This window comes from Pseudomonas sp. NPDC098747 (assembly GCF_044760045.1).
Classification (GTDB): domain Bacteria; phylum Pseudomonadota; class Gammaproteobacteria; order Pseudomonadales; family Pseudomonadaceae; genus Aquipseudomonas.
Genome location: NZ_JBIWAL010000008.1, coordinates 93,525 through 108,584, shown reverse-complemented (window position 1 = coordinate 108,584; position 15,060 = coordinate 93,525). Strand labels below are relative to the sequence as shown.

General features: G+C 60.1%; 9 protein-coding genes and 2 pseudogenes. 1 reads left to right on the top strand and 10 read right to left on the bottom strand.

Features of this window, described 5'->3' with window-relative positions; genetic code table 11:
* Window positions 1-18 precede the first annotated feature (18 nt).
* The 10 genes and pseudogenes from ACIQVE_RS07595 to ACIQVE_RS07550 form a co-directional block, all read right to left on the bottom strand.
* Complete coding sequence (locus ACIQVE_RS07595) at window positions 19-2,787, bottom strand: malto-oligosyltrehalose synthase (RefSeq protein ID WP_402806270.1); 2,769 nt, start codon at window positions 2,785-2,787, stop codon at window positions 19-21.
* A complete protein-coding gene (gene malQ / locus ACIQVE_RS07590; RefSeq protein ID WP_402806268.1) occupies window positions 2,784-4,862 on the bottom strand; it encodes a 4-alpha-glucanotransferase in 2,079 nt (692 codons plus the stop codon). Before malQ ends, ACIQVE_RS07595 begins: the two co-directional genes overlap by 4 nt.
* A complete protein-coding gene (gene treZ, locus ACIQVE_RS07585; RefSeq protein ID WP_402806265.1) occupies window positions 4,859-6,661 on the bottom strand; it encodes a malto-oligosyltrehalose trehalohydrolase in 1,803 nt (600 codons plus the stop codon). Before treZ ends, malQ begins: the two co-directional genes overlap by 4 nt.
* 18 nt (window positions 6,662-6,679) lie before the next feature.
* Window positions 6,680-8,266: a glycogen synthase GlgA gene (glgA, locus tag ACIQVE_RS07580; RefSeq protein ID WP_402806264.1), complete on the bottom strand. Its 1,587-nt coding sequence runs from the start codon at window positions 8,264-8,266 to the stop codon at window positions 6,680-6,682.
* Between the two features lie 617 nt (window positions 8,267-8,883).
* On the bottom strand, window positions 8,884-9,837 hold the full coding sequence (locus ACIQVE_RS07575) for a D-2-hydroxyacid dehydrogenase family protein (protein WP_402806262.1): 954 nt from the start codon (window positions 9,835-9,837) through the stop codon (window positions 8,884-8,886).
* Window positions 9,838-9,850: 13 nt separating this feature from the next.
* Window positions 9,851-10,903, bottom strand: coding sequence for an alpha/beta fold hydrolase (locus tag ACIQVE_RS07570; RefSeq protein WP_402806259.1), 1,053 nt, complete (start codon window positions 10,901-10,903; stop codon window positions 9,851-9,853).
* A gap of 86 nt (window positions 10,904-10,989) precedes the next feature.
* On the bottom strand, window positions 10,990-11,424 hold the full coding sequence (locus ACIQVE_RS07565; RefSeq protein ID WP_402806256.1) for a YqaA family protein: 435 nt from the start codon (window positions 11,422-11,424) through the stop codon (window positions 10,990-10,992).
* Window positions 11,424-11,870, bottom strand: a complete 447-nt coding sequence (locus tag ACIQVE_RS07560; protein WP_402806253.1) for a DUF411 domain-containing protein — start codon at window positions 11,868-11,870, stop codon at window positions 11,424-11,426. Before ACIQVE_RS07560 ends, ACIQVE_RS07565 begins: the two co-directional genes overlap by 1 nt.
* Before the next feature lie 250 nt (window positions 11,871-12,120).
* Window positions 12,121-12,648: pseudogene (locus ACIQVE_RS07555) on the bottom strand (methyl-accepting chemotaxis protein); the annotation flags it as partial.
* 333 nt (window positions 12,649-12,981) lie between these two features.
* Window positions 12,982-14,058 (bottom strand): annotated as a pseudogene (locus ACIQVE_RS07550) (cache domain-containing protein); the annotation flags it as partial.
* Between the two features lie 434 nt (window positions 14,059-14,492).
* Between ACIQVE_RS07550 and ACIQVE_RS07545 the strand changes: the two are divergent.
* Window positions 14,493-15,020: a hypothetical protein gene (locus ACIQVE_RS07545; RefSeq protein ID WP_402806250.1), complete on the top strand. Its 528-nt coding sequence runs from the start codon at window positions 14,493-14,495 to the stop codon at window positions 15,018-15,020.
* Window positions 15,021-15,060 lie beyond the last annotated feature (40 nt).

Sequence of the window (15,060 nt, the reverse complement as noted above, 5' to 3'; positions counted from 1 at the left end):
CCTGAACTGAACTCACGCTTAGGTTAAGTGTTGGATAAAGAGATTGACCGGGACATCCCCCAGCGCGTCGCTGACTTTCAACTCCCTGTTTTTTGTGACTGCGCTAGTTGCGAAAAGTCCCTTCAGGTTTGTTTCAGAGGCGGCGAATGGTAAAACCACCCGCGTATCGCCCCAGCGCAGCGCATTGACCTGCGGTACAGCACTGTTTTCCAGCAAGGTCGCGCAGCGAATCGGCACGACCACGATGGCTTGCTGCCCCTCATGTTCACGGGCAAACGCCAGCACGTTGTGCGCCTGGCTGCCCAGCACCTCCAGAGCCTGGTACGAGCCACGACGGAACAGCTCGGCATGTTCGACGCGCCAGTTCAGCACCTGAGCAATCAAGGCTTGCTTGATGCGTCCGTCGCGCCAGTGCCGCAGCAATTCCCCGGCCGGCAACTGTGCCTCCAGGGCGTGCTCGCGAGCGGCGTAATCCACCGGCCGGCGATTGTCCGGATCGACCAGGCTGAAGTCCCAGAACTCGTTGCCTTGATACAGATCCGGCACTCCCGGCACGGTCATGCGCAGCAAAGTTTGCGCCAAACCATTGAGCGCGCCGGCGGCGGCGATGCTGTTGACGGTCTTGTGCAGGGCTGCGCGTAGCAGCTCGCCTTCGTCGCCGGTCAGCAGTTTTTCGGTGAACGACTGCGCGGCGTTTTCATAGGCCTCGTTGGGTGCGCTCCAACTGCTTTGCAGCTTGGCTTCGCGCAACGCTTTTTGCTGCCACTGCCAGATGCGCTTGGCGTAGTCGGCAAACCCGGCCTGATCGCCATCGTGCAAATCCAGCGGCCAACTGCCGAGCAGGGCTTGATAGAGAATCAGCTCATCGCCGGTCGACGGTTGTTGATCATCACTGCGCACCGGGCGAGCGAGGGCGCGCCACAGTTCGATTTGTTCGGCATACCAGTGGCTGCGTTCGCTGAGTACCGCGAGGCGCGCGCGGGTGTCTTCACCACGTTTGTGATCGTGGGTGGCGGTGGCCAGCAGGTTGTCGGGGAACTGGCTCAGACGCTGCTGATTGACGGCGTGGAAATCGCTGACCGGTGCGCTGAATTGTTCGGTGTTGTAGCCGACGTCATTGCGCGACAGCAGCACAGCCGAGCGATACAGCGCCGTGTCTTCCACGGCTTTGGCGGCTGCTGGCGACGTCAGTTGCTGGAAGCGTACGCAAGCATGTTTGAGAATCTTGCGCGAACGCCCGCGCGGCTTCTGCCGCCACGGCGTGCCACCGAGCCAGGCCGCGACGCAGTCGAGCACCGGCCAGTCGCCTTCGCCGAGGGTCTGCCGCGCACCGTCCATGGCCTGCTGGAAAAACACCTCATCCTGAGTGGAGCGGCCCATCGCGCTGATGTAGGTGCGATAGACCGGGAAGTGCACAATCAACGCCTGCAATACGCGGCGGATCGAACCGAGGGTCAGGTCGCGGGTCATCAAGTCATCGCGGGCCACTTGCAGCAAGGCCTGCGCGACACTTTCGCAATCGCTGGCCAGCGAACCGTTGAGGATCTGCTGACGCGCCAGTTGCGCCTCTTCGATGAACGCGGCGGGGCGTTCGGTACGGCGTTGCCACAAGTCGCCGAGGACGTGCTCACCATCGGGATCATGTTGCAGCAACGACAACTGGTTCATGAACTCGTAACCCGTGGTGCCGTCCACCGCCCAGTCGCGGCGCGGGCTTTCGCCAGCACCGAGGATCTTCTCGATGTAGATCGGCAGATGACGCCCCGGCGCAAGCAGATCGACACGGCGGCGCAGCTTGCGGCAATAACCACGCGGATCGGCGAGGCCGTCGATATGGTCGATGCGCAGACCATCCACAAGCCCTTCGGCGATCAACTGGAAAATTTTGCCGTGGGTCGCTTCGAACACCGCCGGACGTTCGACGCGCAGTCCACCCAGTTCGTTGATGTCGAAGAAGCGCCGCCAGTTGATGTCGTCCGCCGCCGTGCGCCAGCTTGCCAGGCGATAGCTCTGGCGTTCCAGCAACTGATGCAGCTTGTGGAAGCCTGCTTCGGTGGTGGAGTCGTAATTCGCCAGATTGCGCTGGATGGCTTCGAGCATCTGCGTATCGCTTGCCAGTTGTTGCAGCTCTTCCTTCAAAGGAATGGCCAGCGAATGGGCGTCGGTCTGGTAGCTCAGTGCACTGAAACGATCGGCCAGTGATTTCAGTGCTTCTTCAGCTTTGAGCAACTCACCGTAATCGTTCGGGCAGATCGGGAAATGATGGTCGTAGTGCTCGACGTAAAAGCTGCCGGTTTGCGCATTGAATTGCAGCTTCAAAGTGCCTTCTTGCAACGCGACACCGTAATCACTACCCAGAAATGGCAACAGCAACTGGCCTTCCATCAACGGGTCCGGCGAGTGCCACTGAATGTCGAAGAACTCGCCGTACGGGCTCAGACGTCCCCATTCCAGCAAGTCCAGCCACCACGGATTGTCGTTGCCGCCGACCGCCATGTGGTTGGAGACAATGTCGAGGATCAGTCCCATGCCGTGTTTGCGCAGGGTGCTGACCAAATGCCTGAGCGCAGGCTCGCCACCCAGTTCCGGGTTGACTTGCGTCGGGTCGACCACGTCGTAGCCGTGCATCGAACCGGCCCGGGCGGCGAGCAGAGGCGAGGCGTAGATGTGGCTGATGCCGAGGCGGGCGAAATACGGCACCAGTGGCACCGCTTGTGCCAGGGTAAAATCTTTGTGAAATTGCAGTCGCAGGGTGGCGCGCAGCGGCTGGATGAGCGATTGATTCATTGGTCACGCTCGGCAGCCTGAAGGCGCGCGCACGCCAGGAGCTCCAGGCGTCGCGCGGCATCCACACCGTCAAGCAACGCTTCGGCGGTGCCGGGGAGGCGCCGCGACCAGTTCGGGTGCGTGTCGATCGTGCCCGGCAGGTTCGCTTGCTCGTCGATGCCCAGCGCATCCTCCATCGGCAGTAACACCAGCGGCGCGCGGGTGTGGCCGAGGTAACGCACAGCGGCGTCAACGATTTGATCGGCTTCGTGGGACTCCTCGCGAAAGTTCTGCGGGTCCTGACTCAAGGCGCCACGCAGGCCTTCGCGCTCACGCTGGCGGTGGTGGCGCCATTCGATTTCGCCGTTGGCATCGACAAAACCCAGGCGAGCGTTCCAGTCGATGTCGCGGCCATGCCACCAGCCGTTGAGTGTCGGCAGATCATGGGTGCTGGTGGTCGCCAGCGCGTTGTCCGGCCAGTCGAGAATCGGTTTGAAGTGGGTGTTGTTCTGTTCAAACAACAGCACGCGCATGCCGAGTATGGAGCGGGCGATGAGTTTTTCTTGCAGGCCGTCGGGCACGGTGCCGAGGTCTTCACCGAGGACGATGGCTTGATGGCGATGGGACTCAAGGGTCAACAAACGCAGCAAGTCATCCACCGGGTAATACAGGTAGGCACCGTCGGCCGGCGCTGAACCATTGGGAATCACCCACAACCGTTGCAGCCCCATGACATGATCGATGCGCAGGCCGCCGGCATGGGCGAAGTTGGCGCGAAGCATTTCGATAAATGCACGAAAGCCATTGCGAATCAGGCCTTCGGGGGAGAACGCAGAAATCCCCCAGCCCTGACCGGACCGATTGAGGATGTCCGGTGGTGCGCCAACGGTCAGCGAGGCGAGCAGTTCATCCTGAAAACTCCAGGCCTGACTGCCGCCACCATCGGCACCGACTGCGAGGTCGGCGATCAGGCCAATGCCCATGCCGGCACTGCGCGCAGCGGTTTGCGCGCGTTCCAGGCAGCGGTGAATCAGCCATTGGCAAAAGGCGAAGTAGCCGATGCGTTCGGCGTACTCCTCGGCAAACGCGCCGAGAGCTGCGCCGCGCGGATCGTGCCAGTGCTCAGGCCATTCACGCCAGTCGAGGCTCTCGCCACGGGCGGCGCGCATTTCCTGAATGGCTTCGAAACGGCAGTGGTTCTCCAGTGCTGCGCCGCCGGCGTGACGAAAACTGGCGAAGTCCGGGTGCAACGGATGGTCGCCAGTGACGAAGCCTTCATACAAGGCTTGCAGGAGTTTTTGTTTGGCGTCGGCGGCGGTCGGCCAATCGATCAGTTTCAGTTCTTCCAGTTGCGAGAACTGTTGCGCCAGGCCTGCGCTGTCGATTGCATCGCGCAAGGCGCGTTCACCGAGAATCGCGCCGGGTGCGGCATACAGCGAGTTGAGAAACAAACGACTGGACGGCGAGTAAGGGCTGTAACGCCCGGTGTCGGCGCTGAACATCGCGTGCATCGGGCTGATCGCCAGCGCATCGGCGCCGCGCTCGCCAGCGACTCGGACCAGTTCCTCCAGCGCTTGGGTGTCGCCGAAACCGCCGTCACCGGGGCGTCGCAAGCCGTACAACTGCACGCTCAGGCCCCAGGCGCGGGGGATCGGGTTGTCGACCGCATCGCCGACGCTGAAGCAACGTTCCGGGGCCACGGCCAGCGTGAAGTATTGATCGTCGATGTGCACTTGCTGATAACCGACCGCAATCACGCCGGGCAGCTTGGCCTCGGAATCGAGTTTCAGGTTCATTCGCGAACCGTCTTCGAGGTGGATCTCACATGGCGTCTCGGGTTTGAAATAGCGCGCCAGATCAACGCTGACACCGACGTCACTGGTCAGCAGCGGCGGCAGGTGGCGGTCTTGCTGGACTTGTTGCAGCTCAAGCAGGCTGGCGTCGATTTCCTGCGCCGTGCTGGCGGGGTGGCCGAGGCCGATCAGGACATTGCGCAGCACCGCCGGAGCGACTTTTTGCGGGCGACCGTTGGCGTCGATCCAGTCGACGGCAAGGCCGGCTCGACTGGCGAGAATTTCCAGTTGCGCATCGCTCATAGGCGCTCTCCATTCAGAGGTTGCAAGGGGGTGGCGGCGGTGAGGCTGACGAGCGCGCAATACGGGGGCAGCAGGCCCTCATCCGACGATTCGTCGGCGGGTGGCTTTTGGAACAGCCACACTGCGCCGGTTCGTGGAGGGTTGACCACCGGCGTATCGCTGAGGTTCAGGTCGATTCGCAGCTCACTGCCATCACCCAAACGCCAACGTGCGCTGACGGCCGCGTAGCCGAGCATTTGCGCGCCAAGGGCCTGCGTACCTGACAGGTGCGGAATGATGTGTTGATGGCGCAATTGCAGGAGTTGCCGGTACAGGGCGAGGGTTTCCTGTTGCAGCTCCGTACCGCCGTCGATCAGCTTTGGCTGCGAGGCGCGGAAGGTTTGTTCGGCATTCGGATCGGGGATCTGCTCGAGTTTGTGCGGATCGGTGAAAGCGCTGAACGCGCAGAACTCGTTGCGCCGACCTTCGCGCACCAATTCCGCCAATTCGCCGTGATGGCTGGTGAAGAACAGAAACGGCTGTTGGGCGGCGAACTCGTCACCCATGAACATCAGTGGAATCATTGGTGACAGCAGCAACAGCACCGTGGCGGCCTGTAAGGCCCGAGGATCGGCCAATTGATGCAGGCGCTCGCCAAAAGCGCGGTTGCCGATCTGGTCATGGTTCTGCAAGAACAGCACGAAAGCGGTCGACGGCAGATGTTCGCTCGGTTCGCCCCGGGGTTCGCCATGGCGGGTGATATGACCCTGAAACACGAAGCCCTGGCTCAGACAGCGCACCAGTTGCTCGGTCGGTTGCAGCGCGTAATCGGCGTAATACGCATCGGTTTCGCCGGTCAGCAGGACGTGCAGGGCGTTATGCCCGTCGTCGTTCCATTGCGCGTCGTATTCCTCTTCAAGCAGGCCGGATTGGTTGAGCTCGTTTTCCACAGTCAGCCAGACATGCCGGGGCGCGTCGATCTGTTGGCGGATGCGTCGCGCCAGTTCGCGCAGGAATTGCGGATCTTCAATGGCGTGCACCGCGTCCAGGCGTAAACCGTCGAAGCGGTATTCCAGCAGCCACATCAACGCGTTCTCGATGAAAAAATCGCGTATTTCCAGGCGGCGGAAATCGATCCCGGCGCCCCACGGCGTGTGCTTGTCCTCGCGGAAAAAGCCTTTGGCGTAGCGGTGCAGGTAATTGCCATCGGGACCGAAGTGGTTGTAGACCACGTCGAGAATCACCGCCAGACCGTGGCCGTGGGCGGTATCGATCAGGTGTTTGAGTTGTTCGGGCGTGCCATAGGACGCTTGCGGTGCGTAGTGCAAGACGCCGTCGTAGCCCCAATTGCGATCGCCGGGAAACTGCGCAATCGGCATCAGCTCGATTGCAGTGATACCCAGTTCCACAAGCCGCGCCAGATGCGCTTCAACCGCAGCAAAGCCGCCGAGAGCGCCGACGTGCATTTCGTAAATCACCGCCTCGTTCCAGGGTCGACCTTGCCAGGTACTGTGTTGCCACTGATAGGCGAGAGGGTCGACCACTACGCTGTGGCGGTCGATGTCACCATCCTGGGCACGGGAGGCCGGGTCGGGCACCTCCAGTTCGCCATCGATGTTGTAACGGTAGCGAGTGCCCGCCGGACAGCGGGTCTTGACCACGAACCAGCCGTCTGCCTGAGGCAGCATCGGCAGCGACTCTCCATCGTCCAGTTGTACGCTGACGTAAGATGCGTCAGGTGCCCACAGCGCAAATTGTGTGTGTTCGGCGTCCAGCTTGGTCGCGCCGTGGGGCCAGTTCTCTTGGGTCCGTAACGGCATCTTTAAAAAACTCCCTGCTTATCTGTGGTGAGCTTTACCCAGCGCCTTGGCGACCAGTTGTTCGTAAAGTTCAGCGTACGGTTCGACTGCTTTGCACCAGTTGAACGGTGCGGCCATGGCGCGGCAACGCATGGCGTTGAGTAATTCAGGAAAAGCGAAAATCTTGAACGCGCGGCTCAGGGCTTCGCGATAGCTTTCAGGTGTGGATTCGTCGAAGAGGAACCCGGTCACGCCATTTTCAATGGTGTCGGCCAGACCTCCGGTATTGCGTGCAACGGGCAACGAACCGAAGCGCTGCGCGTACATCTGGCTCAGGCCGCACGGTTCATAACGCGATGGCATCAAGAGGAAATCGCTGCCGGCAAACATGCGGCGGGCGTCGGTTTCGTTGAAGCCGATGCGTACACCGATCTGGCCCGGGAAGCGCAACGCCAGCTCACGCATAGCCTGTTCTTCTTCCGGTTCGCCACGACCGATAATCGCGATCTGCCCGCCGTTCTGCACGATGTACTCGGAGACGGCTTCGGTCAGGTCCAGGCCTTTCTGGTAAACAAGGCGCGACACCACGGCGAACAGCGGGCCGGCAGAATCTTTCAGGCCAAACAATTCGCGAACGTGCGCGGCATTGACCGCTTTGCCCTCCCAGTCGCCGATGGTGAACGGCGCGAACAAGTGCGGGTCCGTGGCAGCGTCCCAGCTTTCATCAATGCCGTTGGGAATGCCACTGAGCAAGCCTTGCTGGGTCTTGGCCGCGAGAAAGCCGTCGAGACCGCAGCCGAAATCCGGGGTGGTGATTTCCTGAGCGTAGGTGGCGCTGACCGTGGTGATGTGGCTCGAATAGGCCATGCCGGCCTTGAGGAACGACATCTTGCCGTAGAACTCCATGCCTTCCTGTTGCAGGGCATGGTTGGGGATGCCGAGCTCTGGGCACGAGCCGAGACTGGTTACACCTTGATAAGCCAGGTTGTGGATGGTGAACAAGGTTGGCGTGCGCTGACCGCGCCAGTGCATGTAAGCGGGCGCCAGGCCAGCCGGCCAGTCATGGGCGTGCACCAGGTCCGGGCACCAGTGAATTTGTGCGAGGTTGGCGGCAATATCGGCAGCGGCCAGGCCTAAACGGGCGAAACGAATGTGGTTGTCCGGCCAGTCGCGACCGTTGTTGGCGCCATAAGGCGAGCCTTCACGCTCGTAGAGTTCGGGGCAGATCAACACGTAGATCACCAGCCCGTCGGGCATGTCCATGCGCCCGATCTTGCACGGCGGCAGTGCTGCATGGCCGCCGAGTTCGCCGATGATATGGATAGGATTCTCGCTGTGCATCACCTGCGGGTAACCGGGGATCAACACCCGAACATCGTGCAGATGCGACATGGCGCGGGGCAGGGCGGCGGAGACGTCACCCAGACCGCCGGTCTTCACCAGATCGGCGATTTCCGAGGTCACGAACAATACTTTTTTCTTGTTGGGATTCTGGCTGGCTACCGGCGTCAGCGTTTTGCTGCTCGGGACGTTGATTGACCGGCTGCCGGGAATGCTGACGGTGCTCGCTTCGCCTATCGACTGCTGAGCACGCTCTCCCTGAATGTCCAATGCCGCACTGATCATATGTATCTCCCGTATCTTGATCTGATTCTTGTCTCAAACAGACGATGTCCATGGCCACATCCTGTGGCCGGGCGCAAACACACCGCGCAGGGGTGAGCTAACGCTACCCAACACGCGCAAAGCAGAATGGGTGAGGTGGCCATTGCAAGGATTGCACCACTCGCTTTGGCCCTACCTTTGAGATGACCCGCCACTATCTGCAAAAGTTTCGACTAATTTTCGAGTTTGCGACCGGGCGGTTTTACCCTGCGAAAATCAGTCTAGGCCAGATCCTAGAGCGGGCGAGCGCAAATGGGTAAATTGTTCGACAATCGGTTGCGGAGTGTTGCGAGTGGAGGTGTAGAGGGTGAAACGCACCGACGAAGGGCAGGATTTTTTGCAGGGAGGGGCCAAAACGGTGACTGACCGGTCACGTTTTCGTGCTAGCCAGGAAGGCCGGCGCACTGTTGTGGTGCGTGCAGTTTGTTGATGGGTTGTCTTCAATGGCCTCATCGCTGGCAAGCCAGCTCCCACAGGTCATATGGCGTGCACAAATTTTTTGTAAGCCATATGACCTGTGGGAGCGGGCTTGCCAGCGATGGCGGCGGAGAGTGCGCCGCAATATCGAAAGTTTGCAGTCAGTTCAGCAAACGAACCGGACTGCCCGCCGACCACGCCTGAATATCCTCGATCATCTGCGAAAAGAACTGCTGATAATTCTGTCGACTCACATAACCCACATGCGGGGTCGCCAGCACATTGTCGAGTGTGCGAAACGGGTGCAGCGCTGGCAGCGGTTCCTGATCGAACACATCCAGCGCCGCGCCGCCCAGTTGTTGTTTCTGCAAGGCCTTGATCAGCGCCGCTTCATCGACAATCGGGCCGCGGGCGGTGTTCACCAACAGTGCGGTCGGCTTCATCCAGGCCAACGCCTGCGCATCGACCAGCCCACGACTGCGGTCGCTGAGCACCAGGTGCACCGATAGCACATCCGCCTGTTCAAACAATTGCTGCTTGCTGACATAGGTCACGCCGGCCTGTTGCGCACGCTCGGCCGTGAGGTTTTCGCTCCAGGCGATGACGCGCATGCCAAACACCTGACCGAACTGCGCCACTCGTTGGCCGATGCTGCCCAAGCCGAGAATGCCCAGCGTCTTGCCATGCAAATCGTCGCCAAGGCCTTGTTGCCACGCACCTGCGCGTAATGCATTGGCTTCATTGAGCAGGTTGCGCGTGGCGGCCATGATCAGCGCCCAGGTCAGTTCCGGCGCAGCGTGCTTGTAGCTGTCGGTGCCGCAGATCTTGATGCCCAGCGCCGCTGCGGCTTGCATGTCCAGCGCTGCGTTGCGCATACCGCCGGTAACCAACAGCTTGAGATTAGGCAAACGCTTGAGCAGGTCTTCGTCAAAACGCGTGCGTTCGCGCATCACGCAGATCACCTGATAGTTGCCCAACCGTTGGGCCAGCGTGGCATTGTCCGCCGGGTAATCATGTTCGAACGTCACTTCACCGAGGCCATCGAGGAGCGACCAGTCGACCACGTCGCGCGCCACGTCCTGCCAGTCATCGATTACCGCAATCTGCACCGCCATCCGCCTTACCTCATCAATCAACGGGATTGGTTTTGTTCAACCAGCCGAGCAGGGCCTGGTGGAACTTCGCCGGTTCTTCCATCTGCGGCGCGTGGCCCATGCCGGGGAATTCGACCAGGGTTGACTGCGGAATCAGTTTGGCCACCTGTTTACCGAGCACGTCATAGTGACCGATTTTCGCTTTTACCTCAGGTGGCGCGAGATCCTTGCCGATGGCGGTGGTGTCGGAGGTGCCGATCAGCAACAAGGTCGGCATCTTCAAGTCCTTGAACTCGTAGTACACCGGCTGGGTGAAAATCATGTCGTAGATCAGCGCCGAGTTCCACGCTACCTGGGTCTTGCCCGGGCCTTTGCTCAGGCCGGCGAGCATATCGACCCAACGGTCGTACTCTGGTTTCCAGCGGCCATCGTAGTAAGTGGTGCGCTCGTAGTCGCGAATACCTTGGGCGCTGACTTTCAATTCGCGTTGATACCACTGATCCACCGTGCGATACGGCACGCCGAGGGCTTTCCAGTCTTCCAGGCCGATGGGGTTGACCATTGCCAATTGGTCGACCTGTTCCGGGAACAGCAACGCATAACGCGTGGCGAGCATGCCGCCAGTGGAATGGCCGAGCAGGGTGGCTTTCTGGATACCCAGCGCCTTGAGCAACTGCTGGGTGTTGGTTGCCAGTTGCTGGAAGCTGTACTGATAGTTGTCCGGTTTGCTGGACGTGCAGAAACCGATCTGATCTGGCGCGATCACCCGGTAACCGGCCTCGCTCAGGGCCTGGATCGAACTGTCCCAGGTGGCAGCGCAAAAATTCTTGCCGTGCATCAGCACCACGGTGCGACCGTTGGCCTTGCCGAGGGCGGCGACATCCATGTACCCCATCTGCAAGGATTTACCCTGGGACTGGAAGTCGAAGTGTTTAAGTGTGTAGGGGTATTCGAAACCTTGCAGCTCTGGCCCGTACGCGGGACCTTCGGCGGGCGCTGTTTCGGTTTGCGTGGCGGCATGGGCAAACAGAGGCAGGGCGGCAGTCAGGAAAAGGCCGGGCAGCCAGCGCGATGGCGTGAAAGACATAAGGGCTTACTCCATTGAAATCGACCGATGCTGGAACGGCAGGATTAGGGCGACGTTAAGCACAGGCAACGTGCAGACCTGATCGTTCAACCGAGCCAGCCCAACGTCAGCATGGCCAGCACTCCATAACGCGCACCTTTTGCGAGGGTGACGATCAACAGGAAACGCCCGAGCGGCTCGCGCATCACCCCGGCAACCAACGTCAGCGGATCGCCAATGATAGGCAGCCAACTGAACAGCAGTGACCAATGGCCGTATCGCTCATAGTGCTTGCGCGCCTTGACCATGTGCCTGGCGCTGACCGGAAACCAGCGCCGATCCTGAAATTGCTCAAGCCTGCGCCCCAGCCACCAATTGACCAGCGAACCGAGCACATTGCCCACGGTCGCCACCGCCAATAATCCCCAGAGCCAATAACGGTCGCTGACGATCAACCCGACCAGCAAGGCTTCTGATTGCAGCGGCAGCAACGTTGCGGCGCCGAAAGCGGCAAAGAACAGACCTGTGTAAGCCGCGCCCATCAATGGGCCGGGTAGTCCGCCACAACCACGTCAGCGCCGTTCTTTTTCAGCCCGATCACTTGATAAGCATCGCTCATGCCGTCCATTTCCATGCCCGGCGAGCCCATCGGCATGCCCGGTGCGGCAACACCCCGCAGATCGTCACGCTTGCTCAGGGCCAGCACTTGCTCCGCTGGCACATGGCCTTCGACAAATTTGCCGTTGATGATTGCGGTGTGGCACGAAGCAAGCCGCGGCGGTACGCCGTGTTGTTGCTTGAAGCTGCTCATGTCGGTTTCAACGTGATCTTCGACTTTGAAGCCGTTGGCTTCGAGGTGGCTGATCCATTTTTTGCAGCAGCCGCAATTGGCGTCGCGGTGGACTTCGATGGGGATCAGGTCGGCGGCCTGGGCCAGGGAGGAGATGAACAGGGCGCTCAAGGCGACCAGACGCAAGTGGGTTCGCATAACGGACTCTCGACTCGGGTGACGGTCAAAAAGAACGTATTTTGACCGGTTTTTCCTGCCCGGCATCAACTGAGTGTTTCCAGTTGCTACAAGACAGTCTAGCAGGATCATCGTAGATCAACCCTGACAGCCCGATGAGCGAGAGATGACAAATCTGTAAGGTTTCATGCGCTCCCTGTGGGGCAGATCTGCAATGGAACCCATTGTGGCGAGGGAGCAAGCTTCCTCGCCACAGGGGCATCGGTAGTGTTTAGCTGACCTTGAACCGTCCCATGATCGCACTCACCCGGCTGTTGGCTTCCAGCAACTGGCGCGTGTTGAGTTCGCTGGCGTGGCCGCTTTGTACCAGTTCATCGACCATGTGGCGGATCTGTACCATGCTGCGGTTGATCTCTTCGGTCACCGCGCTTTGCTGCTCGGCGGCGGTGGCGATTTGCGTGCTGAGGCTGTTGATATGGCTGACGGAGCCGGCCATTTCATCCAGACCCGAGTTGACCCGTGCCGTGGCGTCGGCTGCCGATTGGCAACTGGCCTGGGTGTTTTCCATGGCGCTGACCGACGAACTCACGCCCAGGGTCAGGCGCTTCAACATCTCGTTGATTTCCGACGTGCTGGCCTGGGTGCGGGCGGCGAGGGCACGCACTTCATCAGCCACCACGGCGAAGCCGCGACCCTGTTCACCGGCGCGAGCCGCTTCGATGGCGGCGTTGAGGGCCAGCAGGTTGGTCTGGCCGGCAATCGCACCAATCACCCCGAGAATCTCGGTGATGCGCTGGGCGTCCTGCTGCATGTTTTCGACTTTGTGGGTGGCGCTGGCCACTTCACCGATCAGCGCGACCACGCTGTTGGTTGCCTCGCCCACGACCACCCGCGAACGGTCGGCGTTTTCGTTGGCACGTTGGGTGAACGCAGCGGTTTCGGCAGCGTTCTTCGCCACGCTTTCAGCGGTCGAACTCATCTCGGTGATGGCGGTAACGGTCTGATCGGTTTCCGAGGCGTGACGCAGCAGAATCTGGCTGGTGTGCGCCGACGTGCGTTGCAGGTTGTCGAGGCTCGACGCCATGGCGCCGGTAGCCTGCGTGACTTCACCAATCATGTTTTGCAGGTAGGCGATAAAGGTGTTGATCGAATGACCGATGGCGCCGAGTTCGTCCTCGGCGCGAATGGTGATGCGTCGAGTCAGGTCGGCATCGCCGCTGGAGAGCAGATCGATGTTGGCTTTCAGCGCTTTCATGCGCGAAACCAACTGGCGGATTGCATAGACCTGCAACAGCACCAACAGAATCACTAGCGGAATCTGCAACAGGCTCAGGGTGCTGAGCACGTCATCACGCTGCGCCGTCAGCATTTTGGTCGGCAGGGCGGTGGCGAGGAACCACGGTGTGCCCTCGATCGGGCGCATGAAGAAGGTGCTGGCTTCACCGTTGTTGTCGAACTCGACGCGCTGTGCCTGATCGCGGCTTTGCAGGCTGGTCTTGACCTGGCTGGCGAAGGTCGAGCTGGCAGCCAGTTCGCTGATGTTTTTCAGCACGATCGGCCCGCTGATGCGCGAACTGTTGCTGATGATTTTGCCATCGGCCTCGACGATCAGCATTTCGGCGTTGAGGTCTTTTTCCTTGCGGGCCACCAGATCGTTGAAGAAACCCAGTGTGACGTCGATGGTCGACACGCCCCAGGCGTTGCCGTTTTTCTGGATGGCCATGGCGCAGTTGGTGCGCGGCTCGGCGCTGGCGTCGTCCTTGTAGGCCGCCGCCCAGGCGCACTGACCGCGCGGCGTTTGCATGCCGCCCTTGTGCCAGCTCTGGTCGTAGTAATTGGGCGCCGCGTCACTGTTCCAAAAAGTGTTTACCGCCAGTTTGCCCGAGGCATCGCGGTGCCAGAAGGTGCTGAACTTGTTGCGCCCGGCTTCCCGCTGGCCGGGTAGCGGCCAGATACCACCGCCAAACACTTTCAGTTCGCCGTACTGATCCACAAGGCCCGGCAACACCGTGTCGATGGCCGCGCTGTCGAGCAGCGGGATGGTCTGGGTGATGCTGCGTTGTTGCGCCTGAACCTTGTTCAACTCGCCCTGAATCTGCTCGGCGACTTCGGCGATGCGGTTGAGCACCACCTGTTCTTCGGTTTGACGCAGTTTGGGTGCGACCAGTTGGCTGATACCAACCACGGTCAGCACTGACAACAGCAGCATGAACAGAACCAGAAACAGCGTGTAGCGAGCCTGAATAGTGCGGAATGCGGGCATGGAAACCGGTCCTTGAGCTGCGATTCTTATTAGGGGCGGGGGCGTAAACAGTACGGGTATCCCTAGGTATCGTCGGCGCCGTCAGAAGCTTTAGGTACCGGCGTACTAAAAAGCCGAAGACCGATGACTGGTCGGTATCGAGCTTGTTACATGCGAACTAACCAACCTGTTCATTAAGGTGAAAAACTTTTTGCGTACGCTGTGAGAGAAGGCCAGCCAGCCCGCATCTGTAGGGGTTTTCTGATTTGTATCGATAATGTACGAGAATTGTAAGTGAGTGCACAAAAAGGGTTGGTGCCATCAGTTAGCCGGTGGATACTCCCCAGCATTCGAGTGGTTCAACTAAGGCATTTCATGCTTATTTCACAGGGAGTTTGCTCATGACCATTGGCATTGTCGGGGGCTGGCAAGCCAAAGCCGGGGTCCTGGTGCGCGATACCGGCGCCAGGAAGCAGGTGTCTCAAAGCGTCAAGGTTCAGCAGATGCTGACCAAGGTCGGTAACGATCCGAATGCCATAAACGTCGCGGAGATGGACAAGCAAGGCCTGCGCAAAAATATCAAGGGCTTTGATCCTGCGAACGTCTCTGTAAAACAGATGGGTAACCTGGCCGCCATGCTGCGCAGCCGAGGACTGATCTCCGAAATCACGTCCTTCACCTTGATGAATGCCGGCGACAAGTTCGACCGTTTCGGCGTGACAAAAGACATCGATGTCAAATTCAACGCACTGGAGTATTTCGCGACTCAGCTTGATGCGATCCAGAACAATGGCCTCAATGGCAACGCTTACGGCAAGAATCTGATTCCCGAGTTCAAGAAAGCGATCTACGTCCTGCAGAACCTGAAGACTTACGGCGAAGGCAACGTGGCGAAACCAGTGGATCAGGGCGTTAAAGCCAGGGCCTGAGAAGACAAAGGGTGGCCCGCTCGAGCGTGAGCGGGCGTTA